Genomic DNA, 26,962 nt, shown 5'->3' on the forward strand with positions numbered 1-26,962 from the left:
TTATAGAAGTGTTTTTTAAATAATCCTCTTGGAGAATTCCATATAGAACATTAAAGTTTACATATCATGAATTTATCGGAAGCTGCAGTAATACTAATCGCAAAATCCAAAAGGGAAAGGCAGTGCTGATCAGCATTGCTTTTCCCTTTTGCCCGTATAAGTGTGATTTTTCGAACACCTAATTATTAAAAATACTAATTTAGTTTTCGTCAAATGAATGAATATAGAACCCGTTTCTAATATAGTTAAAATAAAACGAATTGACCTAAACAAGATACTTATAATGAGACCAGACAGGTGGAATGAATATGATTTTACTTAATTTTGATTTTATTTACAGTGAATTGATGGAAAATACAATACATTATTTAATCAATGAGGAAGAAAAGAAGAGTCTGGTAAATGAAGGAGAACAACGGGGGTTTAATGGCAGAGGCTTTAAGAATAAAACAAGACTCTTAGAATATATGTACGAAAAGGGATTTTTGAATGAGAAAGAATTTATAAAAAAAATCGAGAGTTCCTCTCGAAGAACAAATCATGAAACAATAAAAAAATTGTACACTCTTTTTAAAAAGGACACGCCGCTTTTTATTGATACGGAAAAATTATATAGGTTAATGCTGTTAAGTAGTAATTTAATGTTTAAGCCAAATGACAAAATTTGCTTTACGATCATACTTGCAAATCCTTATGAATATTGGACAGCGGAGCAAATTGTACAAAGTGCCAACCATAACAATACGTTACCACTCAGTAAGGGAAAGATAGAACAACGTTTAAATTGTTATGTTGACGGTGAGAATCCAATCATAATTAGTCAGAATAATACTGGTGAAATGCAATATGCGCTAAATATTACAAACTTTATTTATTACATCACACAATTTGATAAGAAAAAATAGTCACAAAAAGTGGGAGTCAATGATGTCTCCACTATTTGATACTATATAACTTATCAAGATAATATCGAAATAAAACACAACAAAAATAAATTTGAAAGAAGGAATGACATGAATATTCCGCTATTTATAGCAAATAATAATTACCAGTATGATTTTAAAAATGAATCTCCTAAAGAAGAAGTCAAGCACGAGGAAAATCCAGTTAAGAAGTTTTTAAAATATAAGATTAGTGGTTCTTCTTTTGACTGTGATAGAAGTGAGTTAGCTAGAAGCTTATATAAAAAAATATGGAGGCTTTCTGATGAACAGCTTGCAAATTATGATTCTGATACTATGAATTCATTTTATCGTATTTATCGTCTACTATTATTGGCTTATGATATTGAACAGGGTAATTCATATTGGAAATCAAGTGGTATTTCCAGTTATAAGTTAAGATATAAATGGTTATTGAACGAATATGATTATTACAAGGAAATAAATGAACATAAAGAAGTACAAAAATTCGCAGCGTTAACACATTCAATCGGAAATTTTACATTAGTTCCGAAAGGCTTCAATACTAAACGAAATACATTATTTGATGATTATTGGGATATAACGCTAGAATACTTTTTAAAAGAGTTTAGTGAAGATACTTTTCTGCAGCATTGCCAAAAGTTTAAATACATAGGAGCATATCTAGATAATAGTGAAATTCAAATGTACTGGGATGGACATGCAATGAACAATAAAAAGTTGCCATCAAATTTTAATACAGTACAGATTCTTGAAGTAATCAAGAAAATAAACTGTTCCATTGAAATTCGTGGTAAAGAAATGCTTCAAGAGTTAACCAATATGAAAAACCAATAAGAAATGTAAATAAAAAATACTTATCACTAGTGTTTATGACTACTTTTTTCTAGTGGCTTAGGTTTTCAAATGTATAGATGGAGGTTTTCAATATGAAAGATACGATTAAGGCTTTACTATTTGATTTTACTAAGGAAAACCTGGAGGCGCATGTTGCAGATAAAATAAATATGACTTCTGGAAATAATATATTAAATGATATCATTCAATTTGAAGATGAAAAATTAATTGAAAATCCTTTTGCGAAATTAATAGATATAGATTACGAATCTAATCATGGCTACTGTGGCATTAGCAATGAACAAATGAGTAAGGTGCTTGAGATAGATAATAATAACGTTTGTCATTATGAGATTTATAAACGTAGTAGACTATTTTCCATGATTCAAAAGGTAGCGCTCGATCCTATAATTATCGTAAATAAAGAAATGTTTCAAGAAACTAATGTTCCTATATTTGAAATTAAATTTATTAAAGATGAAACAATCTCATGGCAAGCGATAGCAGGGAAGTTTATTCTTATTCATGGCAGTACACCTAGAGGGATTATAGGAATATATAATCCAATTCGTAAATTCTCCATAGAGGAATTTAAACAAGATTTTCAAATTCGATTTAGTGGTGTAACAATGAATAGATTAGACGAGTCAATGAAACATCCGCCCAGAATACACAAAGATCCTTTTAGTTCCGATGTATTAAAAATAATTGACCCAAGTACTTCTCAGATCCTATTTAATTCACAAATAACTAAATATAATTCAAGTGAAAAGAGTTATGAAATTTGGCAGAAATTCGATGAGCGATATAGATAATAATTTCAAATTTCTGTCAGGTAATCGTTTAAGGGAAATTAAAATCCTTGATATGAAGAGCGTAGAATATCTTGTGTAAATGGAATAGAAGAGAGTTCTGATCAGGTACTCAGTTAACATATGACCCCTTATCGGAAGCCACTATGAATTTAATATTAGAAATGATCAATTCAAGTCAAACCAAGTATAAAATTTCGAGTCAAATGGCCAGATTTGCTGTGATCAGGATGTTTTCTTGTGTGGTACGAGGGTGAAAAAGAAAGAAGGGTAGTGCATTTAAAAGTTAGTATTCAAACTTAACTTTTAAATGCACTACCCTTTGATGGTCTTTTTTTGAACCTTATTGACTCTCAATGAAAGGGAGAACGATTTTGCTATGTGTAGCATCGTTAACTAGTACACGATTGATGTAAAAATTATCATCTGTCGTTGCTATCGTTTGAGGTGCTAATATATATCCTGCTTCTAGCCCTTGATCCTGTAGTGCCTGAGCCGTAAACTCATCAGTATCCCCGTATGGATAAGCGAAACTACGTACAGTTATTTCAAGCTCTTTTTCAATAACTTCAATACTTTTTTTCAAATCGCTTTTAAATTCCTCCCTATTTTCTGGCACCAGAAATATAGGGGTTTCGTTTTCAAATCGATGCATTTTATACGTGTGAGATCCAACGCTGGCAAGTCCACTGTTTTCCATTTCCCTTATTTGATCCCACGTAGCCATTTTTAAGTTGCTGAAGTCTTTATCTCCTACACGCCCTGCAATAACAAACATGGTAAATGGAACATTTGCTTCTTTCAAAATCGGAAAGGCATTTTGGTATACTGAGTTATCGATGTCGTCAAAAGAAATCCATACACATTTTGAAGGGAAGTTTCCTGATTCCTTTGCTTGCAGTAATTCGTCTTCTGACAAGAAAACAGCTCCTGCATCAGCTAATGACGCCAATTGTTCTTCAAACTCTGTAGTTAATACGCTGTACTTGACCAATTCATCAGAGTTTAATAGCCACCTGCTGATTCGATTGGGAACAGTATCTTCTAATACACGGTGATAGTTTAACCCCAAGCAACTCTCTTTTTTAAGTTCTTCTGGAAAAGACATTGCGGACTCATCTACTGTAAATACTTCTTCTCGAATATCATCTTTAAACAGAAAAAATGCATATATCAAAGCTAGAACAATGATTAGTTTAATGGCTTTCTTCATGCTGTTTTTCCTCTTCTAATGAAATTATTGGATTTCTTTCAAAAACCATATAGTTATTCTGAAGTTTTTCAATATTTTCGGCGCTCATTAATTGCAATGAGAGTAAATCATGCTCAGTTACCGTTTTGGGGTAAGTACGACGGGTCAGGTGGCCAAACCGTTTTTGATTGTAGAGATGATTGGTAAATAGCAGTAAATAAATCACAATAAATATAGTAAATCCAAACAAAATGACTGCTTGAACTTCGCTGTTTGTTGTTTTGAATGTCGTGTTCAGCGTTCTTGTTACACCATTATTAATTCCAGTAGTAGCTGATAAAATGAAAATCATTACGATAATCGTATATCCCCAAAAAAATAACGTAATGAGCAGATCGCTAAGAAATCGAAGGTTTGTGCGATTTCCGCTTATAATCATGATTTCTTTAGACCTCGATCTGGACTTGACCATACAGCGTAACCTCCTTTATAACGGGATTTTATGGCCCTTGGCAAAGCAACAACGACTACTAGTGTGTTTACCATCCAATAAATAGCTGGATACCATGCGGCCCACAAATAGTACTTCATCACACCGTTGTGTCTAGAATCAATTACGAGAGAGATGAATAGTTGAATCATGCTGATAAATACAAGGAAAAAAGAAGTTAATGTCAACCAAAATAAGAGATCTTGGAAGGTATTAGCCGAAAAAATAAGGACCAACGTAATAAATAACCAACTAAAAGCCCAAATGGTACTGACACATTGCTCTAAAAAGATAAGCCACAGTCGTCTTTGTTTCCAGCTGAAAAGAATGCGCCAGTGGCGTAAGACGACTTCCTGTCCTCCTTGCGCCCAACGAATCCGCTGTTGCCAGATACCAGAAAGTGTTTCTGGTACAAGCATCCAACAAATTGCTCGAGGTTCATAACGAACATCCCAAAATCGTTTTTGCAATTTCCAGCTGACCGCAATATCCTCTGTAATCATATCGCGGTCCCACAATCCAACATCTACTAATGCTTTTTTACGAAATGTCACAACGACTCCCGATACCGTCATTACTTTTCCTAATAGTCTTTGTGTGCGCTTGATCGCGCCAATAATAGATGCATATTCAACCAATTGCATTCGACTCAACAGCGTATTTCGATTCCGAATGGATGGACTTCCTGTAACGGCGCCCACTCTTTCTCCACTTACAAAGAATTGATGAACCATATAGTAAGGGGCTGTATCTGCTAGAAGAGCATCTGCATCAACGCAGACTAAATACTCAGCTTTAGAAGCAAACAAGCCAACTTGTAAAGCATTTGCTTTCCCTTGGTTTTGTTCGAGTTGAATTACTCTTACTTCACTGTGTTTTTTTGATAGTTCCTCTAAAAGGTAAGTGGTTTGATCGGTTGAGCCATCATTTATTAAGATAATTTCCTTTTTGGGGTAGGATAGCCCAGTTAGGTTTTCTACTGTCTCCATAATCGTATCTTCTTCGTTGTAACAAGGAACGAGGATACTGATCATCGGCCAATCAAATCCATCTATATCGATGTCATTTTGTTTATTTTCTTTCGTTCTTAAAAACAGAATAGATCCTGCCATCCAAAAAAGTGCCATTAGAAATGGATACCAGAAAACAAAACTTGCAACCACACCATATGGTCCTGAAAAGAAATTCATTTCAATTTTCCTTCTTTCGTATATCTCTATTTAAAATACTCGGTTTCCAACTAAGTTTCCGAGGTTTCTTTGCGTCCGGAATTGTTGTTGGAAAAAATAAATGTATCCACTTTAGTAACTCCTTTATTGAAAGGTCACTACAATTGTAGATAGGAGGTTTTTATATTGCCGAACCGTACCAAAAAAGAGCTCTTCCATTTACCGAAGCTTCTACATGGAGAAGACACTCGTTCTCGGTTAGTCAGCGGTGTCATATTAGATACTTCGAGACGTCACGTTTCATTGATGTTCTTAATGCGCATAATTGATGAGATTCAAACAGGTGGTGGAGATTATCTTCAATTGCATTTTTCAGATGCAGAGGGATACCGATTATTCTCTGAAATTCTAGGTCAGACTTCGACGAAAACGAATGATCAATACCTTACTAAAAGCGAAATTTTAGAACTCATCACTTATGCAAACGATAGAGATGTGATGATCATTCCCGATTTTGATGTTCCAAGCCATTCAAAAGGGTGGTTGAATCTGGTGAAAGAAAGGTTCGATAAAAAATTTTATAAATCGATCGTGTCAGACTTCGATGACAATCTAGTTGACTACTTTGATAATCCCAGTGCAGCAACACATGTCAAACACCTGATTGAGGAAATAGCCTCGTTGTTTAAGCAAGATAAATATAGAGGACAGCTCATATTCTCAATAGGCGGTGACGAAGTACCAGGAACAATTAGCTTTCAGGATGAATATATAAGGTTTATGAACATAGTTTCTAACTATGTCGAGCAATGCGGCTACAAGCCGAGAATGTGGAACGATTCTTTGACCGAAGTCGGGTTGCATGCATTAAATTCAAATGTAGAGATCGTCTATTGGCAAGAAAGCATGTTGCCCCCCGAGGTTTTCATTTCAAACAATAGAACACTTCACAATTCGAATTTTTACACTCTAGTGTACAGTCCAAGTAACGACAATATAAATACAGAAGCTATCACTGAACAAATTAACTACGTAAAGGCGTTTCATAACTCATCTGTATTTTGTTGCAAAGATAATCCTTATCGCGAAGTTAATTCTCAAGACGCCCTTAAAGGTACTGCATATACGTTCTGGACTGAGCGCGGCATTGAACTAACTGATGAACAATTATTAGCTCAAATTTTGCCTTTAATAAAAAACTATTTGAACATAAGCCAAAACTAACCATGCCTTGGGATATGTCGAACTGATGATTTTTTAAACCATGACAGTTGACTAAATGCTCTCGTCATTGACTATAGGAAAAACAGCAACTGCAGATGGTTTACGCTGCTAGAGTTGAGTAATGATATAAAATGATAAACGTGTCATCGGACCTGATGTGAGTTTGAAATCCTTATATTTTTTTTGAAATCTAAAAACTTGGCCATATAAATTTCATTGCGCAGTTTATTATTGGTTATTATTGAATTTTTGCGAATACCTTCCGATTCATACCCAATTTTCTCAAAAAGCTTCCGAGCTGGAGTGTTTTCGTCTGAAACAATCAGCTCAAGACGAGTGATGGCGTTTGTGGCAGCCCATTCTTCTGCTGTTTGAAGGAGGGAGGAAGCAATTCCTTTCCCTTGTGCATCAGCTTGAATCCCAAGGAGCAAGGCAGCACGATGACTAGCTCGCTTGGCCTCATTCCCTACGGCCATCAAATAACCGACATACTCCCCGTTTAAAATAGCAAGAAAGGCGATTGAATGACCGCTTTGATTCCACTCAATAATCTGCTTTTTCATTTTTTGTGTAGACAGTGCTCGTTCCTCTTTTCCGTACAACAGAAAGTCCGATTCTCCTTCAATTTGCTTCTGCAACTCTGCGAGAAAGCGCGCGTCGCTATGTCTAGCTTGGCGAATAAGCAAAATATCTTTATTTTCATAATCATTATTTCCGCCGTTTTTATCCAGAAGATCCATTCTTTCAAAACTGACAAAACGATTTGGTTTAAATTCCTTGACTCTGTAGCCGTGGTCGATCCAAGCATGAAAATACTTAGAGGGCGCTTTAGTCTTTTCCCACCAACTTTGATTTAAATAGGCACTGTTAGGTAGGTTCTGGCCAATAATCTTTTCAACTTCAGAAAGGTGTAGCGTCAGGAGTGGTTCTTTTGCCATGGAAAAATAGTTTGCTAATGGAATATATTTCTTTTCAAGCGCTTTAGTCATTAGTTTTAATTCCTTTCAATCTCAATCAATTTTAATTAGTTGAATTACAGCGTTCGGTAACGCCTTTTGTTTCAATACTATTTATGAAGACTCTTTCTTTAAAGTATCCTGTGTTAATTCTCTATTACACTCTTTAAAATGCTCGTATTTCTAAAGAAAACCTCCTGAATGATAACGAAATATAGAATCATTGGCTGAGGTGTTTCTAGCACCATCACTTCTACTTTGCATCACTTTTTATTTTTTTGTAAAAACTAACCGATGGCAGATCACTTGAGCCGAGTTCTGGTGTTCTATTTTGAAAGAAGAAGTTGCCAGAAGGGACTCTGTCTGTAGTGATGTCCTTTCCTTCTTCTCGTGGTTCTGGAACGTTGTGGAGGATCTAAAGAATGCAAAAGAAGTTTATTATTGCATTACCGAAAGAAACATACCGCTGAGACTGGATATTCACACATTCTTTCATTTTCCAATTTCAGTAGGACAACGTACTTTTAACTTGAAAAGATCTTTATTAGGTGAATATGAGCCTTAATGTTCATTGAAAGATGTGTACCACAGAACTTATATACCCATTAACATGAGGTATATTTATATTTTTTGAAATTAAATACATATTTTAGAACTATACATTTATATAAAAAATTTAATATTAATAAATTGTAGATATAAAGTTATTTTTATTTGGGATATTAAGGTATTAATGAAGTGGTTATATTGGTATTTTCTGAAATAGAACATATATTAGCAAAAAGCGGAGGGCGAAATTTTTTTATCTTAAAGCTGAAAAAGATCAATATTGCAGAGATGAATGAGCCGAAGGGGCATATGACCCCTTATCGGAAGCGAAGAAACTCTGATACGGGTTTCTTCTTTTTTTATCTGTAGAACTGTACTTATACGAACGCTATAAAAAATATATAACTTATTAAAAAGGATTTGGTATAAGTCCGATGAATTACATAACTAATAAAGAGGCTATGAACTAAAGAAAAATTTAAAACAAAGAGAGCGAAGGAGGACAAAGAAAACAAGTGAACAGTTCGGTGACAATTTTTTGAGATAATCTATATTGAGGAATAATCGATAAAGCGAAGAGAATAGTAGACAAGAGAGAACCCTGGAATAAAACAATTGCTAGAGGAGGAAAACAATGGATGGGCTGCTGATTTTGAAGGTTGTCACTATCATACTTGGCCTTGCAATATTAATAGGAGGAATATTTTACCGAAAAAAAGATCACTAGGGATTTAGCGAAGGGGCTTCACCAGGGGTGTACTCAGGTTCGTTTCTTGCTTATATAATTGTGCTTATTTTTAGTTTCTTGTTAAGTATAGGACCGTGGTGGCTAGCTAAAACAGTCATTATATTTTTGGTAACGTGATAGATTGAAAATTAGCAGTCGATCTTCAAAAATTTGCGCTGAAGAAACCTTTAGAACTTTTAACTGAATATAAGTTTACATATTGATGGATTATCGGAAGCTCTTAATAATACTTAAGGAGAAAAGAGGCTGTACGCAGCATATCTTTTCTCCTTTTACATTTGCGGATAGTCATTTTTCGAACACGTTTAGTTACTTGGTATCTCAGAAATAAAATCAAATATATCTTAAAGTCTGATTATCATATAGTTCTCAATGGATAAAATTGGTATAGTTGAGCTGGCTTAATTTTTTTAGATCCTCAACATAAGGGAGGCGTTTAAGTGAGTAAAACAGTGAAAGTATTTATTAGTTTGGCACTTATAGGACTTATTTTTTTCGGAGGTTTTATCGTCGGCAATATGAGTAAGGCAGAGATTATGAAAGAAATAAAAATTGGGTATCAGGACATTGAAAAATCAAGCAATGTGATATACGAAAAAGTTTTTACCGACATAGAAAATCCAACTATTATTGATAATTTCATTATGATTTACTTAAACGCCAAGGCAATTGATGATCCAAATATTGATTTGGAAAAACCTGATATGGACATTGAGTTAACTAATCCAAGTGCTTCTGTCAGTTTAATTGATTCAAAAGTATGGTTTGTAGGTGACGACGCACTTATTGGAAGACGAGCAGGCGAGAGTTGGGATCAGATTGCTTTTTATAAAACTGATGAAAGTGATGCCAAATATATAAAAGAAATTGTTGGTTACCAAGCAAAGTAACAAGTTTGAACGAGGTTTTCAGAGGCTTAAAAATCAAGAAGGATCCTGCGGAAGGACTTTAATTTGTATTGCTAGTAGATATGTACTTTTTCGCTTCATAACTCTGTACTTTTATTTTGCACTACACACATATTAACGGGGTGCTCTACTGAATCTCAAAAAGTTCGTACTGGGCAAGCTAATGTAGGGGAAGAAACCTCATATGCAGCAATTGTAAGAGTAAATGAATCGTTTCCGGTGGCAATGAAAACCAAGGCAAATATATTGTTCAGCTAGAGATTGGAGAAATCAAAAAAAGAGTACCAGCAGAGGTTCTTCCGCAGGAACATCTTGTATCAAATTATTTAGATGAAGGGACAAGGATTTTTTCAGTGAGCGAAAATAGAAATATCTTACTTGCCGAGAAAAAAGGTGAAAAAGAGCGGGAGATTTTCGAAAGACAAAATAATGAATAAATCGGTTGGCAAAGCTGTACCTAGATTTATTTGTTCTCTGATTTTTTGTTTGAATAAAAAATATAGGCAGCATTTAGAATGAACAAGACTATTGCAGATGTTAAAAAAGCAAGTATTGCAGTTAAGTTAGGCCCCGTTATTAAGTGGAAAATAGCAGCCAAAATAAATGCAGTAAAGCCAGCCATACTCATTTTCCATCGGGAATTTTCTATTTTCTCCATTCTTTTGATCCTCCTATGTGATGAAATAGTAGTTGCCTTAAAAATAGCAGTTCTGATGCTTTAATTTGGATTACCTTAAAACGATTACTGTCTCTAGTATAATCTATGATACATAATATTCTCTTCAGCCGTTTTCTGTAACCCTTAATTCAACTTGACGTCTAAAAATGAAATAAGGGGGAGTCAGAAAATGAAAACTAACTTATTATTATATATGCTGGCTATTTTTATAATCATTGGCTGTTCTCAAGAAATGGAAGTTATTAAGCATGGAAAAGGCAATCGTACTTCTGCAGAAAGCCCAAAGAATACATCTCAAAGACCCCCTAATTTGAAAATAAGTGTAAATGACAAAGAATTTGTTGCTGCTCTGAATGGCTATTCTTGGAGTTATTACGATGAAGCAGAAAAGGGCATGGCCGGTATAGAAGCTGAAGCTATATCTGTTTCTGACTTAATCGGGAATCGGGAAGCTCCTGTCGTCAATTCGGATACATCTATTGAACTGAAATTTGAAGAAAAGCCAACTTTTTACGAAGTATATGTTTTGGGCTCTGTCCCTCTTAAGGGGGGAACTGACGTAATTTTAGATAGACAAGTCGGGAGAACAGTTTATGAAGTCAAAGCCACCTGGGAACAAGGGACTGGATACTACGTTTTTCCTTTAACGATTGAATAGATTTTTCAACACCAATTCTGGCTAATTTTTGAATACAACTTAAGTCCATTTTGATGACAAATGGTCAAAATTATACCGGCTATTTTGCAGAAGGTAACTATTCGTTCCTGGTGACAGGCGATGAAGACAGTATAGGATTGGAACAAGTGGAGGAGATCCTGCAAGCCATTGAGTTGAAATAAAATGCCGCATCTGAAAAGAAGAAACTCCAGCGTGAGTTTCTTCTTTTTTTGTATCACAGTACATCTATGAACGATTTCCTTCCCAATAGTTGAAAACGGATCCACCGTTAATCACAGTGAATCCTTTCAACAAGCGATCATTTCACACTTCTTTTATTTGTATTCGATCATTCCCCAGGCAGCAAGACAATTTTCCCTAATTTCCCTGTTTTTTTAAAGTACACTTGAGCTTCTGGAGCTTGTTCGAGTGGGAAAGTCTTATCGATAACGGGTTCAATTGTGCCTTCTGAAATGGCTTGGAGCATACGTTTGAATTCTTCAATCGTGCCCAAAACAGAACCGTAAAACGTAAGATGTTTTAAGTACAAGGTTCTAAAGTCAAGGTCTGTGTGTTGTCCTCCTGCAGAGCCAGAGATACAGAATTTCCCGCCTTTTTTCAAGACTTGAAGAGAGGTGGAGAACAGGGCATCGCCTACAACGTCTAGAACAGAATCCACTGGGCCTCCATTTACCTCGAGTATGTCCTTGGCTAGGTGAGCTGATTTGTAAGACAATACGTGTGTGGCCCCCAGCTTTTTTAATTTATCGGTTACAGCTAGGTCGCCAACGATCGCAATGACCTTAGCGCCAAATACCTTTGAGGCAATTTGTACGTTTAACGATCCAACCCCTCCGTTTGCGCCAGTTACCACTATAGTCTCGCCAGAATGAGCTTGAATTTGTTCTGTCATATGCCAGGCCGTCATCCCACTAACAGAAAATACAGCACTTTCCGTGTAGTTCGCGAGCGGCATATCAAAACAAAGTTCAGCCGGCCAAACTACGTATTCCGCATATCCACCATCATATTCCGAACCGATAAAAGACATATCCTCTGAGATGTGTTCCGTTCCTTCCTGGCCACTCGAAGTGAAGGGAAACAGCACAACATCTTTGCCGATCATGGATTTATCTACACGGTTTCCAGCTTTTACGATGGTGCCTGCTATATCTGAACCGGGTGTCCTTGGGAAGTGAACACCTTCTGGGCGCCATCCGGACTTCGAGTCAGTGCCATAAGCGCCTTCTCTCATCCAAATTTCCGTATTATTGATGGCACAAGCTTTTACTTGGATAAGCACATCGTTTTCTCCTGGTTCCGGGATCGCTAGTTCCACAAGCTGGAGCTTGTCTACATCACCATATCCTGTCACTTGAATAGCTTTCATCGAATGACCACCTCTTAAAGTTTGATTTTGTAGTACAGACTGCAGTTACACTTTTCGTTGATAGCTAATGCATCTTTGATCCTTTATTAAACTATGGGGGAGGTTATTGTCAGAGTCAATGTATGTATTCTTATAGGTTTTGGCGACTAGACTTGTAAATGGAAGCTCGAGCTGCATAGAAAAATAGGCTGTCGAATCAGTTAACTGGCAGCTTCACATGTGAATTAGAAAACTAGTCGATACTATGAATGAAAAGAACTAACACCTATTTGATTGTACGGGCTATGGACCAGAACCTTATATTGTTCAAGGAAACTTTGTGGGAGTAAGTAACATGTAATAAATAGTGCACGATAGGAAAGAGGGGATTTCTAGTTATTAGAAGTTCCCTCTTTTTCAATGCAAATGAGGTCGTTCCAGCGATAATTTTAAAGTGTAGCGAATGTTCAAGTTAGAATAGACGATCCAAAACGCTATTGTGTCCTCTAATAAAACGCCAACTTTCACGATTTCCGACCAGAAAACCCAGGCGAATTGCTTATATTTTCATTTGGATCATTACTTTTATAAGGGGTTTCCATTTTAAAAGGTTTAGTTTTCTATTTTAATGGGTATTTATATATATGGAGGGATGCTAAATGACTACCCTCTAGAAAATACGCTAAAAAATAGGTTGCATGTATAAAGAGATATGTCTAGTGAGCTTACTCTCTTTATATGCGGATTCGATCACTTAGAGATTCAAGTCGCATAAATTGATACAAATTTTGGTTCTTATAAGCAATTTGCAAAACAGAAAATTAGCACCTCAATTTGATGATTTAAACAGGTAAAATGCTTTAGACTACAGCGCTATAAGCAAAGCCGCAAAGAATCTATAGATTCTTTGCGGCGTTTTTTCTAAGGCTCTCATGAAGGGGCTATCAAATTACGATTTTCGAAAGGAAGTAATTGAATGGAACTGGCATTGGAAAAGAAGTATCGTTCGTTGGCTGCGTACTTTTCAGAATCGGCTAATCAAACGATTACATTGAAGTTTGAGGAAATTGAAAAGATTATGGGATACAGTCTTCCTAGCAGCGCCTATTTGAATTACAGTTGGTGGAAAAAAACAAAAGCCCCTGCGAGACATTATCAGGCATGGACAGCTGCAGGCTATTTTGTGAAATATGTACAGCCTAATCAATATGTCGTGTTCGAGAAAACGGAAGCTGTGCCGGAAAATGAGGGACACCAGGATGTCCTGATCATCCGTCCGGCTTTGCATGGAGATGCCCGTTTTCTGTCAGTCTTGTATAAAAAATCGAAGATGGAATCGAAGTTTCTCGTATATGGACAAGAACAACAGGAAGCATCGGCGAAAAAAATCAGACAGCAAATTATCGAGTGGAACCAAAGTGGGCGATCAGTCATCTTGCTGGCTATTTTAAACGGCGAGCATGTTGGATACATGAAGATTGCGGGGAATGATTCGAAACGAGCTGCTCACCGGGCAGAAGTCGATCTGGTGGTTCAAGCCCATAACAATGATATGAATATCCTTTCTGCCTTGATCCAAAAATCAGAGGAGTGGGCGGCAGAAAAAGGCATCAAACGTTTTGAAATCACGATATTGGAAGAAAACGCGCAGGCCCGTAAGTTGTTTGAGCAGAATGCTTATCAAGTAGAGGGCATTCGAAAAAGCTCAGTCTCGGTTCACGATACGCTGCAAAACGAAGTCTATATGGGCAAAGTTTTCAAATAAAAGCGAGAAAAAATATACTATAGAAAAGACTAGGAAGTGGCAAAGCCCATTCCTAGTCTTTTTCAGTCTGTGCTTCTAATCTGAAATCCTTCTTGCTTCAGAGCGCTTTTTACTGCTTAGATTCTTGATTCTCCAAAGGAAAAATAGTGTTGCCAACACGTAAAACACTGTAGTTAAAATAATGAAGATTTGGTCATCAGCAAAGGAAAAACGGCCATTTGAAAATACCAGCAAGTAGATAGTCCAGATTCCAACAAACTTGAGCAGCTGATTCACCAGATTTGATTTGAGCATGCCACCATTCCTTTCGCTAACTCGACTTCCATCACTTGATCGATAGAAAAAGGTATATTTTCTTAACAAGGGATTTATGACTAAGTTAAATCTCGAATAACTTTAAACATTTCGTAATAAAGCCCTTTAACTGTTTCTGTATAATCCTCTTCAGTCAGATCTTTTGCCATTATATGATTTCCATATTTTTACCTTATCATACTTTTAAGTCTAGTTGTACGGAAGACAAGTCGTGAGAGTTCAAGTGCAACTTATGTGTCGATTCGCCATCATACACTTGATAAAAATAAGTGCAACTTCTTATCTACATGCTATTCCATTCATCAGTTTAAATGGTAAAATTTATAATAAAGAGTCTGAAAATTCTTTATACGATCATTCCATTTAATGAAAAGGTGCTGGCAAAATGCATAATTACAACGTATTAGAGAGTGTATTGTTTTTACCTTCTCCCATTTGTTTTGAAAAGCTGAAAAAACAAGTGGACGGCAAGACGATCCTAATTACTGGAGCGAGTTCAGGAATCGGGAAGGAATTGGCTTTTTTATTTGCGCAGACCACTGCGCATTTGATTCTCGTGGCTCGCAGAGAAGACCTCATGAATGCGATGAAGACCGAAATCGAAAAGTCTTCTGCTAAAGTTACGGTATTTCAAGCAGATCTACGCAATGACGTAGACTTAAACGAATTGCTGGCATTTCTTCACCTTTTAGAAGGCGGAGTGGACATCGTCGTGAGCAATGCGGGCCTTTCGATCAATCGACCAATTGTTCAATCACTAGATCGTTACCACGATTTCACGCGGACGATGGCACTCAATTATTTTGCGCCGGTCCAGTTGTTGCTATCACTCATCCCGCTGCTTGAACAAAATAAAGGGCATATCGTGAACGTTTCCACTATCAACGCGTTGTTGCTTCCTGTGCCGTATTGGGCTGCGTACCAAGCGTCAAAAATTGCTTTTGATACGTGGCTGCGGTCGGCCGAGCCGGAATTGAGATCCCGAAACATTTCTACGACGTCTATTTATTTGCCGCTGGTGAAAACACCGATGATTGAACCAACCAGGGCTTATCGAAATTCACCGGCTATGTCTCCCGTGCATGTGGCTGAAATTATCGGACACGCGTTGTATTCCAAAAGACAAATCTACAAGCCTTGGTGGCTAATCTTTGGACAATGGGCTTCGCTGATCTTTAGAGCTCCATTGGCATTTATCGTTCCCAAATTGCTATCGAAAAAGGAGCGTGCACGAGGGAATGCTTAAGTTGATGAAGATTTTGTCGCTGCTCCATTTGCTTTCGCCGCCCAAATTAGCCCGCCTAGCATTCGCCATTCGTCAGAACGGGATTAACCTGATGCTAATATTTGCACTGACGGACCAAACGAACAAAAAGAAAACGGCTTTAGTCGATAGCCGTGAATCGATCAGCTATCAGGAACTGCAGGAGCGGAGTGAAAGTCTGGCTTATCTGTTAGCGGAAAAATATAGGCTAGGCAAAAATCAACGAGTGGCCTTTTTATGTCAAAATCACGCATCCCTCGTACAAGGCATTTTTGCTGTTTCGCGCTTAGGAGCGGATGTGTACCTGCTTAATCATACGATGAGCCAATTGCAATTTGATCAGAGAGTGGAAGAATACAACTACGATTTGTTGATTTACGATAATGAATTTAGTGGATTGATCAATAACTCAGCTTACAGAAACCCTAGAATCGTCAGTGATTATAACAAAAACGAACCCCTCAATACATGGCCTGACTTGTCTCTACATCCAAATCCAAAACTCAATGCTTCTTCAAGCGGGAAGATCGTATTGCTGACAGGCGGGACGACCGGCAAGCCGAAACGAGTGGTCCATCGTCCATCGCTCGTAAATTTTCTTGATCCTTTTGCAGCATTGCTGGACCGTTTGCGATTGTCGCAATATAGCACTGCCTATATTGCGACACCAATTTACCATGGCTATGGGATTGCAGTATTGTTGGCATTTTTTGCTCTCGGAAAGAAAGTGATTATCCAGGACAGCTTTGAGGCGAAACAAGCGTGCGCCTTGGTACGGCATCATCAGGTAGAAGCTATAACGGTAGTTCCGCTTATGCTTCATAAGATGATGACGCACGACCAAGTGGCTCTCGGTTCTCTTCGCTGCATTGCCTCTGGAGGCGCGAAGCTGAATCCCGCTTTAGTGAAGGAAGTGAACAATCGACTGGGAAATGTCCTATACAATTTATACGGAACGTCGGAAGCGGGATTGAATATCATTGCCGTACCTGAAGATTTAAACTATCATGCCAACACGATTGGAAAAGCGATCAAGGGAGGGCGATTACGGGTAACGCGTGAAGGGAAGGAAGTTGGGCAAGGCAATATCGGTCAATTATGCATTCGCAATAAGTGGTCGATGACGAACAGTCCGACCCGCTGGATTCAAACAGGTGACACCGGATATCAAGACGCGAACGGCTATTTTTTCCTGTGCGGGCGAACGGATGATTTAATCATTTCAGCTGGCAATAATATCTATCCGTTAGAAATTGAAGCCATACTGACCGATCACCCAAGTGTAAAAGACGCTGCCGTCATTGGCGTAGAAGATCATTACAGCGGACAGAGGTTAAAAGCTTACGTTCAGTTGCATAGCGGAAAAACCTTGGCGAATGAGGAACTATTAGGGTGGCTGGAGACGCAGTTGGCAAAATTCCAAATCCCTAGAGAAATTGTTTTCGTGGATGGCTTGCCTTATACAGCGCTTGGGAAACTGGATAGAAAGCAGGTTGAAACACTTACAAATCATCAGGAGATGACAATTTAAAAGTGAAATGATGAAAGCGACCCAAGACTTCGATTGGGATTTCTTGAAGTAAACAGCCTAACGGTGAAAAGCTTGAAAATGGAGAGAAGAGGCAGTTCAAATGCCTTTTCTTTCCTTTTTTTATTGAACTTGTGCAGAAACCCAGCTAGACGGTTTGTCGCTCAATCAGCTTCACGGCGATTTCTTCTTGGGAACTGATGCCCTCCTCTATGGCTTGGGCGAATAGTTTCCTTCCGATTTCGACCAACGGTATTTCAAGTGTTGTGATGTTCATAATTTTGGCGATCGGTTGATTGTCAAAGCCTAGTAAAGCAAGCTGATCCGGCACTACAATGCCTTGTTCTTTGCAGCAAGTTAATATGCCGGCAGCCACTTGGTCACTGGAGATGAGTAGCGCAGCAGGCGGGCTTTTCATCTCCGTAATGCGGTTTAAGACGTGTTCCCCGTCCTCGAAATTAAAGCAATTGTAGAAGACATAGTTTGGATTGAATGCCAGCTTGTATTTTTGCAGAAAGTCCTGATAGGCGGTTCTTCTTAAATCGCTATTGGCTCCCATTTCTCTGCCAAGGCAGTAGCCGATTTTCCGATAGCCTTTGCTGTGCAAATACTCCAGGGCCAGAAAAAAGCTTCCGTAATGGTCGACAAAGGTTGAGGATACGTTCGTTCCCCTCGTGTTTTCGCATACTACGATGGGCCCGTAAGATAAGTATTCCTCAATCAGATGCCACGGGCTGATTCTCGAACAAATAATCAATGCGTCGATTTGCTTGTCCTTCAACATTGCCAAAGCTTCAAGCTCTCTTTCTGTCTCGTAATTGGTTTGAAACAAGACCAACTTGTAGTTCTGTTTCAACGCTTCGTTGGCGATTCCTTCGATCAACAGGCCGAAATAAGGATGGTTTGAAAAAGGCACCACGACGCCTATTAAATTCGTTTGTCCCTTGCTTAAATGAACCGCATTTATGTTCCGGTTGTAATTCACTTGTTCCATCGCCCGTAACACGGCGGCCTTTTTATCCTCGCTAACATAGGGATGATGATTTAACACTCGAGAGACAGTCGCGACGGATACTCCGGCCATATGGGCGACATCTTTTATGTTTGCCATGTTTTTCACCTTTTCTTAAAAGATTTTCTTGCTCTGAAACGCGTTTCATAAACTAAGCTTGGCTTATAACCAAAGGAGGAATCTTATATGGCAATTATCGTAGGGATTGGCTGGCTACTAGTATTGTGCGCTTTGATTGTATTCCTTGCAGCAGGAGCTATTTCGCAACACACAAAAAAAGGACTCACACAAGACAAGAAGGACCCGTACGACTATTTATTCGATGTTTACAATAAGTAAGAAGTAAGTGAGCTGATTATCAAGAGCGATCTTCTCTATGTCGAGTATAGGATATCATAGCCGTTTTAACATGCATCAATTAAAGCCGGAATATATTTTAAGTCAAAAAAAGGGGAGTATTTGGTAAACTAGAAGTAATGAGATGGCGATCAATAGCGGCTAATGTATGAACCAGAACTAACACAAGAGGAGGTTTTCTATGAAGAGCTTAGCCCTGGGAACCTTGATTTTCGTTTTTGTTGTTGCTTACTTTTGGATGCAGAATAATATTGATCTTGCGATGAACATCACGGGAATTGTTGGCATTGGAGGTGTTTTAATCGGTGGCTTTTTGAAAACTGGATTTTTCAGTTCCTCTGCGCCTGTGCTCGGTAACCTGGCAATTATCAACTTGGATAAAACGATGAACTTGTCGAATAGAATGTTGTTGATAGCTTTACCTAACGCAATCGGGTCTTTGCTGCTGTATTTGATAAAGTGAAAGACGATTTTTATATACGGTGATACGGGGGATAAGCATGAAATTAATTGATGAACGAATCTACTTGAGACCAGTGCAACTAGCAGATGCACCGCTGTTTTTGAAGCATACGGAAGATGAGGAAATCCGCTATATGACAGGAACAAAAGCTAGGTTTTCAGTCGAGCAGATCGAGCGCCATATCGAACGGATTCAACAAGACGATACGCGTTATGATTTTGCGATTTGCTTGAACGTAACGGATCAATTGGTCGGCGAACTGTCGGTGCTTGATATTGATCCAGATAACCAAAGTGCGGGATTCAGGATTACGATGAATGCGATGGAATTGACGGGAAAAGGCTATGGGACAGAAGCGATAGAACTGATCTTAGCTTTTGTATTTCAGGAATTGAAGCTGAACCGCCTGCAATTGGAAGTTTATAGCCATAACGAGCGAGGCTTGCGGGCTTATGAAAAAAATGGGTTTAAAAGGGAAGGGGTCTTACGGGAAGCACTTTATTTGAACGGAACGTTCTCAGACGAGATCATCATGGCGGTCATCCGGAGCGACTACTTAAAAGCACGATCATGAAAGGCTATAGGCCTTTCTTTTTTTATGGTTTAAAATCGGACTGAAACTTTATGGTTGCATTTTGAATCAAACGGGTTTATATTAAGTGAGGCATCAATGAATGAGGGGTCAATTAATAACCTCTCCATACTTTATAACAGAAAAAGGAGCAATTAATCATGAACACAGTACAAAAACAACAAACAAATGACTTTAACGAAATCGTCAATGGGCGTCGTTCCATTAAACAATACGATCCGACAGTGAAAATCAGCCGCGAGGAAATGACGGAAATGCTAGAACAAGCATCAAAAGCGCCATCTTCTATCAATATGCAGCCTTGGCGCTTTGTCGTCATCGATAGCGAAGAAGGAAAAGAAAAGCTTGCGCCTTTGGCATCTTTCAATTTGGATAAAGTGATGAGCGCATCAGCTGTAATCGCCGTATTCGGTGACCGCAACAATATCGAATATGCAGAAGAAATTTACGGAAAATCTGTCGAGCTTGGCTATATGCCAGAAGATGTGAAAAATTTCCAACTGGGATACTTCAAGCCTTTATATGAAGGCATGTCCGATGAGCAAATGAAAGATATCGTCATGTTGGACTCAGGTCTTGTGTCGATGCAATTGATGCTAGTTGCACGTGCATATGGCTATGACACAAACCCAATCGGCGGATACGATAAAGAAAAAATCGCTGAAACATTCGGATTGGACAAAGAACGTTATTTGCCAGTTATGCTTCTAACAATCGGCAAAGCCGCAAACGAAGGCTTCCAGTCTTACCGCTTGCCAGTCGATACGATCACAACTTGGAGCTAATCCAGTCCTATCTTGAGTCTTATGCAGTTATGTATTATATTTGATTGGTCAATGAATAGTGGGCACAGCTATCAATTGACTTCATCTATTACTTAGGAGGTCTTTCTATGCCGTGTTCATTTTCGAAGCAAGAACAAGTATTGCAGCAGTTCAAGGGCCTGACCAATCAAATCAGCCCGAAGTTCGAACGATGCACGGGCATTAGTTCATCACGCTATGAATTATTGTCCCAACTTTACAAAGTCGATGAAATCAACCAGTCGACGTTGCAAAAATTGGTCAATATCGATGGCGCTGCAATAACGCGTCACTTAAAACAACTTGAAGCGAGCGGCATGGTCACCAAACGCAGAAATCCAGAGGACAACCGCGTGATTTTTGTCAGCCTTACCGACGATGGCCGCGAGCGCATCATCGAATACCGAAAAGAAAACACAGGATTCGTTAAGCAAATGCTTCACGATTTCACCACTGAAGAAGTCGATGCGCTGAGTGATATGCTCCAGCGTATGCAAGACAATATCGTTGATTATTAACAATACAAATTAAAGGATGGCGAAACCAAATGATGATTATCCATGCACATTTACAAGTAAAACCTGACCAAGAACAAGCGTTTTTAGATGAAGGCAAAACGCTTATTGAAGCGTCGCGCCAAGAACCGGGAAATGTTCAATACGATTTGATGAAATCAGTTGAAAAAGAAGGCCATTACACAATGGTCGAAGTGTGGAAAGATGCACAAGCAATCGAAGCTCACAACACGAGCGAGCATTTCGTGGCATTTTCTAAAAAAGCGGCTGGATTCATGAGCGCGCCAATGGAATTGAAAGTTTATAGCGGCGAAGCTGTCCCAATGTAAGAATGTCTTGTTCGTTTGGTCATGATGCCGGATAGGGCTTGAACAAATCAGGCACTTGTGACAAGATAGAGCTTGAAAGACAACTATTAATTTCATAAAACACATGTGGGGGAATCGGTGTTGCCGATTGAGAGAATATCCGTGAGGTATTGACCCTTGGAACCTGAACTGGCTAATACCAGCGGAGGGAACATATTCAAATCGATCTATTCTGCGATGATATGCGCCCAAGGTTTCTAAACCTTGGGCGCTTTTTTATATCCGCAATTGGATATGTCCCCTGACTCAGCTCCTGAAATCATCTTTTATGAGTAAACTAGAGGGGGAAAACAACATGAAGAAATGGACAATTGCCATCGCGCCGGTATTGCTGATGGCCGCCTGCGCAGACGAAGGCGAAAATACAGGCAGCGATGTGTCGAATGAACAGCAAGAACTAAAAGAAATAACGATGGTCTTGGATTGGACGCCAAATACCAACCATACCGGATTGTATGTAGCCCAGGAAAAAGGCTATTTTGAAGAGCAGGGGCTTGATGTGGAAATCATTTTGCCCGGCGAAGCAGGCGCCAATCAATTGGTCGCCTCCAATCAGGCGGAATTCGGCATTGGGGCACAGGAAAGTTTAACTGAAGCGAGAGTCCAGGACATTCCGATTGTCTCGATCGCCGCGCTCATCCAGCACAATACTTCCGGCTTTGCCTCACCAGTAGATAAAGGCATCGAGTCCCCGGGCGATTACGAAGGGAAAACCTACGGCGGATGGGGAGCGCCAGTCGAAAAGGCTGTACTTGGATCCATCATGGAGCAGGAAGGGGCCGATGTGGAAAAAGTCGACATCGTCAATATCGGCAATAGCGACTTTTTCACGGCAGTCGAACGCGACATCGATTTTGCGTGGATCTATTATGGCTGGACAGGCATTGAAGCCGAACTTCGCGGCGATGAACTGAACATGCAGTATTTAACGGATTACTCGGACAAACTGGATTATTATACCCCAATCCTAATGACGAACGAAAACATGATCGCAGAAGATCCGGAAACGGTTCGGGCATTCACGGAAGCAGTGTCTCAAGGCTATGAATTCGCCATCGATGAGCCAGAACAAGCAGCGGACATCTTAATCGAAGCGGTTCCGGATTTGGACCCGGAATTGGTCAAGGCGAGCCAGGAATGGCTTTCACCAAAATATCAGGATGATTCCCCGCAATTCGGCCAGCAACAAGAACAAGTATGGGCAGACTATGCTGATTGGATGTTCGATAATGGCTTACTGGATGAAAAATTAGACGTCGAACAAGCTTTCACCAATGAATTTTTACCTGAGGAGGAAAACTGATGGGCAACGCACTACTAAGCATTCAAATCATTCCAAAAACGAAAAATGGGGAAGACGTTATTCCTTATGTGGATAAAGCGATCGCCGTTATTGAAAAATCAGGCGTCCCTTACCAAGTCAATCCACTCGAGACAACAATGGAAGGCGATTTGGCCCATTTGTTTTCAATCGTCGAAGAAATGAATCAAGTGATGATCGAAAACGGCAGCCCGAACGTCATCTCCCAGATCAAAGTGCTGTATCAACCGAGCGGTGCATCGATGGATAAATTGACGGAGAAGTACCGGCCGTGATGATAGTGAAAAAAGGATGGAGACCGGTTCTGGTCCTCATCCTTTTGTTGATCATTTGGCAAGTGCTGGTTCCGCTTTTTGAAGTGCCGGCTTGGCTATTGCCGACGCCTGGCCAAATCGGGCTCGAAGCAGTGAACAGCTGGCCCAATTACAGCGGCCATTTAGCTGCGACGATCCGTTTGTCTATACTCGGTTTGATTATTGGATCGGCGGTAGGACTTGGCGTCGCGATGGTTCTCCATTTAGTTCCGAAACTAAGGGAGACTTTTTATCCTTTATTGATTTTATCGCAAAACATTCCAATCATCGTGTTGGCGCCGCTGTTGGTCATTTGGTTCGGTTTCGGCGTCATGCCAAAATTGATCATTATTATACTCGTATGCTTTTTTCCGATCACCATTGCCGCACTTGATGGATTTCGGCAGACGAGCAGTGAATTGCTGCATTATATGAAGATGGCTGGTGCTGATAGACGGCAGATTTTTTGGAAACTGGAATGGCCGCATGCGATGCCGTCTATTTTTTCTGGCTTGAAAATTGCAGCGACCTACAGCGTTATGGGCGCTGTCATTTCCGAATGGCTTGGGGCGCAAGAAGGCATTGGCGTTTATATGACGCTTGCCTCCTCGTCGTTTCGGACCACACAAGTATTTGTCGCGATCTTCTTGATTATGTGTTTGAGCATGGTGTTTTTCGCAGCGATCGTGTTGCTCGAAAAGCGGTTCATCCGCTGGAACACGAACAGGGGAGGAGATTCGAATGGCTGAACTGATGATCGAACAATTGACGAAAAGCTTTGACGGGGCCGAAGTGCTCAAAGAGCTGTCGCTACACATCCAAGAAGATGAATTTGTCGCTGTGCTCGGTCCTTCCGGCAGCGGGAAAAGCACTTTGTTCCATTTGATCGGCGGACTTTACGAACCGGATGAGGGAACGATTGCACTCGGTGGCGACAAGATCAACGGCCAAAAAGGGTCAGTCAGCTACATGCCTCAAAGCCCGTCCTTACTCCCGTGGCGGAGCATATTGGACAATGTCCTCTTGGGGGCGGAACTGGCGGGACGTAAAGATAAGGAAGCCGCCTTGGAAATGATGGATAAAGCAGGGCTGTCTGGATACGAGCGGGCATACCCCCATCAATTATCGGGCGGGATGAAACAACGCGCTGCCTTTATCCGCAGTTTGTTGAGCCCGCAGCCGCTCATTTTGCTGGACGAGCCGTTTTCGGCGCTGGATGAATTCACCCGCTCGGAAATGCAAAAATGGCTGCTTGATATTTGGCAAAGCAATAAACGATCGATTCTTTTTGTCACGCATAATATAGAAGAAGCTTTGTTTCTTGCAGACCGCATCCTGGTATTGTCGGAAAAACCTGCACGGGTCGTCGCCGAATTCCAGGTCGAATTCACGCGGCCAAGGGCAGAGGATATTACCTTGACTGAAGAGTTTCTGCAACACAAGAAGGAAATCTACAAAGTATTGAAGAAAGGGACAGGAGAATAAAACGATAAGCGTGCATAGCAATGATTTTTTGGATACAGGGGGAGGGCAAGTGATGGAAACTTGGTTTGGTGCAAGATCCGATTATCCGTTCACGCTTTTTTCCTCCAGCCATCTGATCGTTTTGGCCATCGCTTTGTGCGGATTTCTATTCGTGATTCTTTTCAAAAACACGCTATCCGCTACAGGTGCCTTGTTTCAGCTATTGCGCTGGCTATTGTTCAGTGTCCTGATCCTCTCCGAAGTGTCTTATCAATACTGGGCGATCACCCACGGATTCTGGAGTTTTAACCGCTATATGCCACTCCATTTATGTGGAGTTGCTTCGGTCACTGCCATGATCGGCTTATGGACTTTGCGCCCATTCTGGATCCGCCTGTCCTTTTTTATCGGCTTCGCACCCGCCGCTTTAGCCCTCGTGACACCCGATATGCCTTATGATTATCAACACTTTCGCTTTTGGAAGTTTTTTGTCCATCACACGGTTATTGCCTGGGCTAGTTTGTTTTTGGCCGTGGCTTTTCCGAAATCCATCACGTGGCGTTCGGTTTTCACTGTCTATGGCCTGTTGCTGGCTTACGCTGCACTCATCGGCTTCTGGGTTAATCCTTGGACGGAATCGAACTATCTTTACTTGTCGCAAAGGCCCACTAACGTCTCGCCGTTAGATTTTTTCGGTGACGGCCTGTGGTATTATTTGAATCTATGTCTAACTGCCTTATTATTGTTTGCGGCACAATACGGAATTTTTCACTGCTTAGTCCACAAAAAGCGAAATGCCACTAAATAAGCGCTGCCTGGCCGCCGACTGGAAACCTTTCTATTTGGCGGCTTTTGTCTGTCCAAAAAAGGACTATTTGCACAGATAGAGAATACAAAGAGAACGGGACGGAAGGGGGAGTGAGCATGGATTGGGTACTGATCATGAGCTGGACATTAAATTCGGTGTTGCTGCTAAACGTTGCACTTGCCATTGTCATCATCTTCAACGAACGACGTGACGCAGGTGCAGCTTGGGCCTGGTTATTGATCTTGTTCTTTTTGCCAGTTATCGGTTTTGTGGTTTATTTGTTTTTCGGCAGGCATTTGACCGACAATAATTTCTATAATTTGAGTGAAGATGAACAGTCTTATTATTCCCGCCAAGTCTATTCGCAAGTCAGCCGCATCGAAGCGGGGGAAGCGGAATACGATGAGGAACTCTTGAAGAAGTATAGCCAATTGCTGGTCATGAACTTGCAGTCCACCCGGTCGCTCGTGAGCTTTTATAACGAAACTCGCGTGTTTTCGGACGGGCATGAGAAATTTGATACCTTGATTGAGGATATTGGGAAAGCACGAGAAGAAGTCAACGTCCAATACTATATCATCAAGCGGGATGCACTCGGCCAGCGGCTTTTCGATGCCTTGCTCGAACGGGCCAAGGCAGGGGTCAAAGTTCGGCTGCTGTATGATGCTGTCGGATCCAAAAGCTTGAAGCAATCGGATTTCACCGAATTGATCGAACATGGCGGTGAAGTAGAGATTTTCTTCCCGCCTGCTCTTGGTCGGATCAACTTACGGGTCAATAACCGGAATCACCGCAAAGTGTGCATTATCGATGGGAAAGTCGGCTATATTGGGGGCTTCAACGTTGGAACGGAATACTTGGGGGAAGTGAAAAAATTCGGCTATTGGCGGGATGTCCACTTGCGTATCGAAGGGGACGTGGTCCATCATCTGCAGGGCCGTTTTATCTTGGATTGGAACTATGCCAATAACTACACCAGTCGAGAAGATATTTTTTGTTTTCCTCCTCATGGCATTAAGCATTATTCACCGATGCAAGTGGTCACGAGCGGGCCGAATTCCCAAACCGAGCATTTGAAGAATATGATGATCAAAATGATTGCCTCCGCCAAACGTGAAATTTATATCCAAACGCCTTATTTCATTCCGGATAAAAGTTTTATGGATGCTTGCAAGATGGCTTTATTGAGTGGTGTGAAAATGCATATCATGATACCCGGCAAACCTGACCATCCGTTTGTCATGTGGGGATCCTGGTCATTCCTTGGCGAATTGCTCGATTACGGAGCGGATGTCTATCTCTATGACCGTGGCTTTTTGCATGCCAAAACCTTGACGGTTGACGGGGAGATTGCAACGGTTGGAACAACGAACTTGGATGCCCGCAGTTTTCGTTTAAACTTCGAAATCAATGCGCTGGTGTTTAATCGGCGGGTAGCGTTGGAGCTGGAATCTTTGTTTGAGTCCGATACGGCCGATTGCCGGAAACTGACGAAAGAGTTCTATGCAGCACGTAATTGGACCATCAAGCTGAGAGAAGGGTTTGCCCGCTTGCTGAGCCCGATTTTGTGATTTATTTTA

The 26,962-nt window shown here is 40.2% G+C and carries 29 protein-coding genes and 1 riboswitch; of the genes, 23 read left to right on the forward strand and 6 right to left on the reverse strand.

Annotated elements, in window-relative coordinates:
• Window positions 1–308: 308 nt before the first annotated feature.
• The 3 genes from BBI11_RS08125 to BBI11_RS08135 all read left to right on the forward strand — a co-directional run bounded on the left by BBI11_RS08125 (window position 309) and on the right by BBI11_RS08135 (window position 2,575).
• Window positions 309–905, forward strand: a complete 597-nt coding sequence (locus tag BBI11_RS08125; protein WP_068462218.1) for a hypothetical protein — start codon at window positions 309–311, stop codon at window positions 903–905.
• Between the two features lie 108 nt (window positions 906–1,013).
• Window positions 1,014–1,760 (forward strand): hypothetical protein, encoded by a 747-nt coding sequence (locus tag BBI11_RS08130; protein ID WP_068462220.1) that lies wholly within the window; start codon window positions 1,014–1,016, stop codon window positions 1,758–1,760.
• Between the two features lie 92 nt (window positions 1,761–1,852).
• Entirely contained in the window at window positions 1,853–2,575 is a 723-nt protein-coding gene (locus BBI11_RS08135; protein ID WP_068462223.1) for a hypothetical protein, read from the forward strand.
• A 340-nt stretch (window positions 2,576–2,915) separates the two neighbouring features.
• On the opposite strand, the gene BBI11_RS08140 is transcribed toward BBI11_RS08135, so the two are convergent.
• From BBI11_RS08140 to pgaC, 3 genes are read right to left on the reverse strand one after another with little or no spacing between them, the layout of a single operon-like run.
• A complete protein-coding gene (locus tag BBI11_RS08140) occupies window positions 2,916–3,785 on the reverse strand; it encodes a polysaccharide deacetylase family protein (RefSeq protein ID WP_068462224.1) in 870 nt (289 codons plus the stop codon).
• Complete coding sequence (locus BBI11_RS08145) at window positions 3,769–4,203, reverse strand: hypothetical protein (RefSeq protein ID WP_167358152.1); 435 nt, start codon at window positions 4,201–4,203, stop codon at window positions 3,769–3,771. Before BBI11_RS08145 ends, BBI11_RS08140 begins: the two co-directional genes overlap by 17 nt.
• Entirely contained in the window at window positions 4,200–5,444 is a 1,245-nt protein-coding gene (pgaC, locus tag BBI11_RS08150) for a poly-beta-1,6-N-acetyl-D-glucosamine synthase (RefSeq protein ID WP_068462228.1), read from the reverse strand. Before pgaC ends, BBI11_RS08145 begins: the two co-directional genes overlap by 4 nt.
• Before the next feature lie 165 nt (window positions 5,445–5,609).
• On the opposite strand from pgaC, the gene BBI11_RS08155 reads away from it, so the two are divergent.
• On the forward strand, window positions 5,610–6,647 hold the full coding sequence (locus tag BBI11_RS08155; protein WP_068462231.1) for a family 20 glycosylhydrolase: 1,038 nt from the start codon (window positions 5,610–5,612) through the stop codon (window positions 6,645–6,647).
• A 143-nt stretch (window positions 6,648–6,790) separates the two neighbouring features.
• Here the strand turns inward: BBI11_RS08155 and BBI11_RS08160 are convergent, their stop codons facing one another.
• Window positions 6,791–7,636 (reverse strand): GNAT family N-acetyltransferase, encoded by an 846-nt coding sequence (locus BBI11_RS08160; RefSeq protein ID WP_068462232.1) that lies wholly within the window; start codon window positions 7,634–7,636, stop codon window positions 6,791–6,793.
• Between the two features lie 1,704 nt (window positions 7,637–9,340).
• Here BBI11_RS08160 and BBI11_RS08165 point away from each other — a divergent pair.
• From BBI11_RS08165 to BBI11_RS16665, 4 genes are all read left to right on the forward strand, one after another.
• Window positions 9,341–9,790, forward strand: a complete 450-nt coding sequence (locus tag BBI11_RS08165; protein ID WP_068462234.1) for a hypothetical protein — start codon at window positions 9,341–9,343, stop codon at window positions 9,788–9,790.
• A gap of 533 nt (window positions 9,791–10,323) precedes the next feature.
• Window positions 10,324–10,530: a hypothetical protein gene (locus BBI11_RS16475; protein ID WP_167358153.1), complete on the forward strand. Its 207-nt coding sequence runs from the start codon at window positions 10,324–10,326 to the stop codon at window positions 10,528–10,530.
• A gap of 126 nt (window positions 10,531–10,656) precedes the next feature.
• Complete coding sequence (locus BBI11_RS08175) at window positions 10,657–11,145, forward strand: hypothetical protein (protein ID WP_068462238.1); 489 nt, start codon at window positions 10,657–10,659, stop codon at window positions 11,143–11,145.
• Between the two features lie 53 nt (window positions 11,146–11,198).
• On the forward strand, window positions 11,199–11,327 hold the full coding sequence (locus BBI11_RS16665; protein ID WP_257785574.1) for a hypothetical protein: 129 nt from the start codon (window positions 11,199–11,201) through the stop codon (window positions 11,325–11,327).
• A 167-nt stretch (window positions 11,328–11,494) separates the two neighbouring features.
• On the opposite strand, the gene BBI11_RS08180 is transcribed toward BBI11_RS16665, so the two are convergent.
• Window positions 11,495–12,535 carry a zinc-binding dehydrogenase gene (locus tag BBI11_RS08180; RefSeq protein WP_068462240.1) on the reverse strand — a complete coding sequence of 347 codons (1,041 nt, stop codon included), beginning with the start codon at window positions 12,533–12,535 and terminating at the stop codon, window positions 11,495–11,497.
• Between the two features lie 955 nt (window positions 12,536–13,490).
• On the opposite strand from BBI11_RS08180, the gene BBI11_RS08185 reads away from it, so the two are divergent.
• From BBI11_RS08185 to BBI11_RS08200, 3 genes are all read left to right on the forward strand, one after another.
• On the forward strand, window positions 13,491–14,279 hold the full coding sequence (locus tag BBI11_RS08185; RefSeq protein WP_068462242.1) for a GNAT family N-acetyltransferase: 789 nt from the start codon (window positions 13,491–13,493) through the stop codon (window positions 14,277–14,279).
• A gap of 700 nt (window positions 14,280–14,979) precedes the next feature.
• Complete coding sequence (locus tag BBI11_RS08195) at window positions 14,980–15,840, forward strand: SDR family NAD(P)-dependent oxidoreductase (protein WP_068462247.1); 861 nt, start codon at window positions 14,980–14,982, stop codon at window positions 15,838–15,840.
• A complete protein-coding gene (locus BBI11_RS08200) occupies window positions 15,833–17,389 on the forward strand; it encodes an AMP-binding protein (RefSeq protein ID WP_068462248.1) in 1,557 nt (518 codons plus the stop codon). The genes BBI11_RS08195 and BBI11_RS08200 overlap by 8 nt, the downstream gene beginning before the upstream one ends.
• 145 nt (window positions 17,390–17,534) lie before the next feature.
• Here BBI11_RS08200 and BBI11_RS08205 read toward each other — a convergent pair whose 3' ends face one another.
• The gene (locus tag BBI11_RS08205) at window positions 17,535–18,497 is read right to left on the reverse strand and encodes a LacI family DNA-binding transcriptional regulator (RefSeq protein ID WP_068462250.1); all 963 of its coding nucleotides are present in this window, start codon (window positions 18,495–18,497) and stop codon (window positions 17,535–17,537) included.
• 87 nt (window positions 18,498–18,584) lie between these two features.
• Between BBI11_RS08205 and BBI11_RS16355 the strand changes: the two genes are divergently transcribed.
• From BBI11_RS16355 to cls, 12 genes are all read left to right on the forward strand, one after another.
• Window positions 18,585–18,737 (forward strand): hypothetical protein, encoded by a 153-nt coding sequence (locus BBI11_RS16355; protein WP_156889050.1) that lies wholly within the window; start codon window positions 18,585–18,587, stop codon window positions 18,735–18,737.
• A gap of 199 nt (window positions 18,738–18,936) precedes the next feature.
• Complete coding sequence (locus tag BBI11_RS08210) at window positions 18,937–19,218, forward strand: hypothetical protein (RefSeq protein ID WP_068462252.1); 282 nt, start codon at window positions 18,937–18,939, stop codon at window positions 19,216–19,218.
• A gap of 37 nt (window positions 19,219–19,255) precedes the next feature.
• Window positions 19,256–19,792: a GNAT family N-acetyltransferase gene (locus tag BBI11_RS08215; RefSeq protein WP_068462254.1), complete on the forward strand. Its 537-nt coding sequence runs from the start codon at window positions 19,256–19,258 to the stop codon at window positions 19,790–19,792.
• A gap of 158 nt (window positions 19,793–19,950) precedes the next feature.
• On the forward strand, window positions 19,951–20,595 hold the full coding sequence (locus BBI11_RS08220) for a nitroreductase family protein (protein WP_068462255.1): 645 nt from the start codon (window positions 19,951–19,953) through the stop codon (window positions 20,593–20,595).
• Window positions 20,596–20,702: 107 nt separating this feature from the next.
• Window positions 20,703–21,131 carry a MarR family winged helix-turn-helix transcriptional regulator gene (locus BBI11_RS08225; RefSeq protein WP_068462258.1) on the forward strand — a complete coding sequence of 143 codons (429 nt, stop codon included), beginning with the start codon at window positions 20,703–20,705 and terminating at the stop codon, window positions 21,129–21,131.
• Between the two features lie 29 nt (window positions 21,132–21,160).
• A complete protein-coding gene (locus BBI11_RS08230) occupies window positions 21,161–21,457 on the forward strand; it encodes a putative quinol monooxygenase (protein WP_068462260.1) in 297 nt (98 codons plus the stop codon).
• Window positions 21,458–21,554: 97 nt separating this feature from the next.
• A riboswitch (TPP riboswitch) is annotated at window positions 21,555–21,664 on the forward strand.
• A gap of 127 nt (window positions 21,665–21,791) precedes the next feature.
• Entirely contained in the window at window positions 21,792–22,799 is a 1,008-nt protein-coding gene (locus BBI11_RS08235; RefSeq protein ID WP_068462262.1) for an ABC transporter substrate-binding protein, read from the forward strand.
• Window positions 22,799–23,092 carry a thiamine-binding protein gene (locus tag BBI11_RS08240; protein ID WP_068462265.1) on the forward strand — a complete coding sequence of 98 codons (294 nt, stop codon included), beginning with the start codon at window positions 22,799–22,801 and terminating at the stop codon, window positions 23,090–23,092. The genes BBI11_RS08235 and BBI11_RS08240 overlap by 1 nt, the downstream gene beginning before the upstream one ends.
• The gene (locus BBI11_RS08245; RefSeq protein WP_068462267.1) at window positions 23,092–23,859 is read left to right on the forward strand and encodes an ABC transporter permease; all 768 of its coding nucleotides are present in this window, start codon (window positions 23,092–23,094) and stop codon (window positions 23,857–23,859) included. Before BBI11_RS08240 ends, BBI11_RS08245 begins: the two co-directional genes overlap by 1 nt.
• Window positions 23,852–24,595: an ABC transporter ATP-binding protein gene (locus tag BBI11_RS08250; RefSeq protein WP_068462269.1), complete on the forward strand. Its 744-nt coding sequence runs from the start codon at window positions 23,852–23,854 to the stop codon at window positions 24,593–24,595. The genes BBI11_RS08245 and BBI11_RS08250 overlap by 8 nt, the downstream gene beginning before the upstream one ends.
• Before the next feature lie 52 nt (window positions 24,596–24,647).
• A complete protein-coding gene (locus tag BBI11_RS08255; protein ID WP_068462271.1) occupies window positions 24,648–25,382 on the forward strand; it encodes a YwaF family protein in 735 nt (244 codons plus the stop codon).
• 116 nt (window positions 25,383–25,498) lie between these two features.
• Window positions 25,499–26,953 (forward strand): cardiolipin synthase, encoded by a 1,455-nt coding sequence (gene cls, locus BBI11_RS08260; protein WP_068462273.1) that lies wholly within the window; start codon window positions 25,499–25,501, stop codon window positions 26,951–26,953.
• Window positions 26,954–26,962: the final 9 nt, after the last annotated feature.

This window comes from Planococcus maritimus, from assembly GCF_001687625.2.
GTDB lineage: Bacteria > Bacillota > Bacilli > Bacillales_A > Planococcaceae > Planococcus > Planococcus maritimus.

Excerpts from the sequence above, each read along its gene's own strand:
- BBI11_RS08145 (WP_167358152.1), bottom strand. The coding sequence starts at position 4,203 with ATGATTATAAGCGGAAATCGCACAAACCTTCGATTTCTTAGCGATCTG.
- BBI11_RS16665 (WP_257785574.1), top strand. The coding sequence starts at position 11,199 with ATGACAAATGGTCAAAATTATACCGGCTATTTTGCAGAAGGTAACTAT.
- BBI11_RS08245 (WP_068462267.1), top strand. The coding sequence starts at position 23,092 with ATGATAGTGAAAAAAGGATGGAGACCGGTTCTGGTCCTCATCCTTTTG.
- BBI11_RS08230 (WP_068462260.1), top strand. The coding sequence starts at position 21,161 with ATGATGATTATCCATGCACATTTACAAGTAAAACCTGACCAAGAACAA.
- BBI11_RS08215 (WP_068462254.1), top strand. The coding sequence starts at position 19,256 with ATGAAATTAATTGATGAACGAATCTACTTGAGACCAGTGCAACTAGCA.
- BBI11_RS08195 (WP_068462247.1), top strand. The coding sequence starts at position 14,980 with ATGCATAATTACAACGTATTAGAGAGTGTATTGTTTTTACCTTCTCCC.
- BBI11_RS08175 (WP_068462238.1), top strand. The coding sequence starts at position 10,657 with ATGAAAACTAACTTATTATTATATATGCTGGCTATTTTTATAATCATT.
- pgaC (WP_068462228.1), bottom strand. The coding sequence starts at position 5,444 with ATGAATTTCTTTTCAGGACCATATGGTGTGGTTGCAAGTTTTGTTTTC.
- BBI11_RS08160 (WP_068462232.1), bottom strand. The coding sequence starts at position 7,636 with ATGACTAAAGCGCTTGAAAAGAAATATATTCCATTAGCAAACTATTTT.
- BBI11_RS08235 (WP_068462262.1), top strand. The coding sequence starts at position 21,792 with ATGAAGAAATGGACAATTGCCATCGCGCCGGTATTGCTGATGGCCGCC.
- BBI11_RS08220 (WP_068462255.1), top strand. The coding sequence starts at position 19,951 with ATGAACACAGTACAAAAACAACAAACAAATGACTTTAACGAAATCGTC.
- BBI11_RS08240 (WP_068462265.1), top strand. The coding sequence starts at position 22,799 with ATGGGCAACGCACTACTAAGCATTCAAATCATTCCAAAAACGAAAAAT.
- BBI11_RS16475 (WP_167358153.1), top strand. The coding sequence starts at position 10,324 with ATGAACAAGACTATTGCAGATGTTAAAAAAGCAAGTATTGCAGTTAAG.
- BBI11_RS08140 (WP_068462224.1), bottom strand. The coding sequence starts at position 3,785 with ATGAAGAAAGCCATTAAACTAATCATTGTTCTAGCTTTGATATATGCA.
- BBI11_RS08225 (WP_068462258.1), top strand. The coding sequence starts at position 20,703 with ATGCCGTGTTCATTTTCGAAGCAAGAACAAGTATTGCAGCAGTTCAAG.
- BBI11_RS08255 (WP_068462271.1), top strand. The coding sequence starts at position 24,648 with ATGGAAACTTGGTTTGGTGCAAGATCCGATTATCCGTTCACGCTTTTT.
- BBI11_RS08210 (WP_068462252.1), top strand. The coding sequence starts at position 18,937 with ATGAAGAGCTTAGCCCTGGGAACCTTGATTTTCGTTTTTGTTGTTGCT.
- cls (WP_068462273.1), top strand. The coding sequence starts at position 25,499 with ATGGATTGGGTACTGATCATGAGCTGGACATTAAATTCGGTGTTGCTG.
- BBI11_RS08250 (WP_068462269.1), top strand. The coding sequence starts at position 23,852 with ATGGCTGAACTGATGATCGAACAATTGACGAAAAGCTTTGACGGGGCC.
- BBI11_RS08200 (WP_068462248.1), top strand. The coding sequence starts at position 15,833 with ATGCTTAAGTTGATGAAGATTTTGTCGCTGCTCCATTTGCTTTCGCCG.
- BBI11_RS08135 (WP_068462223.1), top strand. The coding sequence starts at position 1,853 with ATGAAAGATACGATTAAGGCTTTACTATTTGATTTTACTAAGGAAAAC.
- BBI11_RS08205 (WP_068462250.1), bottom strand. The coding sequence starts at position 18,497 with ATGGCAAACATAAAAGATGTCGCCCATATGGCCGGAGTATCCGTCGCG.
- BBI11_RS16355 (WP_156889050.1), top strand. The coding sequence starts at position 18,585 with ATGGCAATTATCGTAGGGATTGGCTGGCTACTAGTATTGTGCGCTTTG.
- BBI11_RS08185 (WP_068462242.1), top strand. The coding sequence starts at position 13,491 with ATGGAACTGGCATTGGAAAAGAAGTATCGTTCGTTGGCTGCGTACTTT.
- BBI11_RS08180 (WP_068462240.1), bottom strand. The coding sequence starts at position 12,535 with ATGAAAGCTATTCAAGTGACAGGATATGGTGATGTAGACAAGCTCCAG.
- BBI11_RS08125 (WP_068462218.1), top strand. The coding sequence starts at position 309 with ATGATTTTACTTAATTTTGATTTTATTTACAGTGAATTGATGGAAAAT.
- BBI11_RS08130 (WP_068462220.1), top strand. The coding sequence starts at position 1,014 with ATGAATATTCCGCTATTTATAGCAAATAATAATTACCAGTATGATTTT.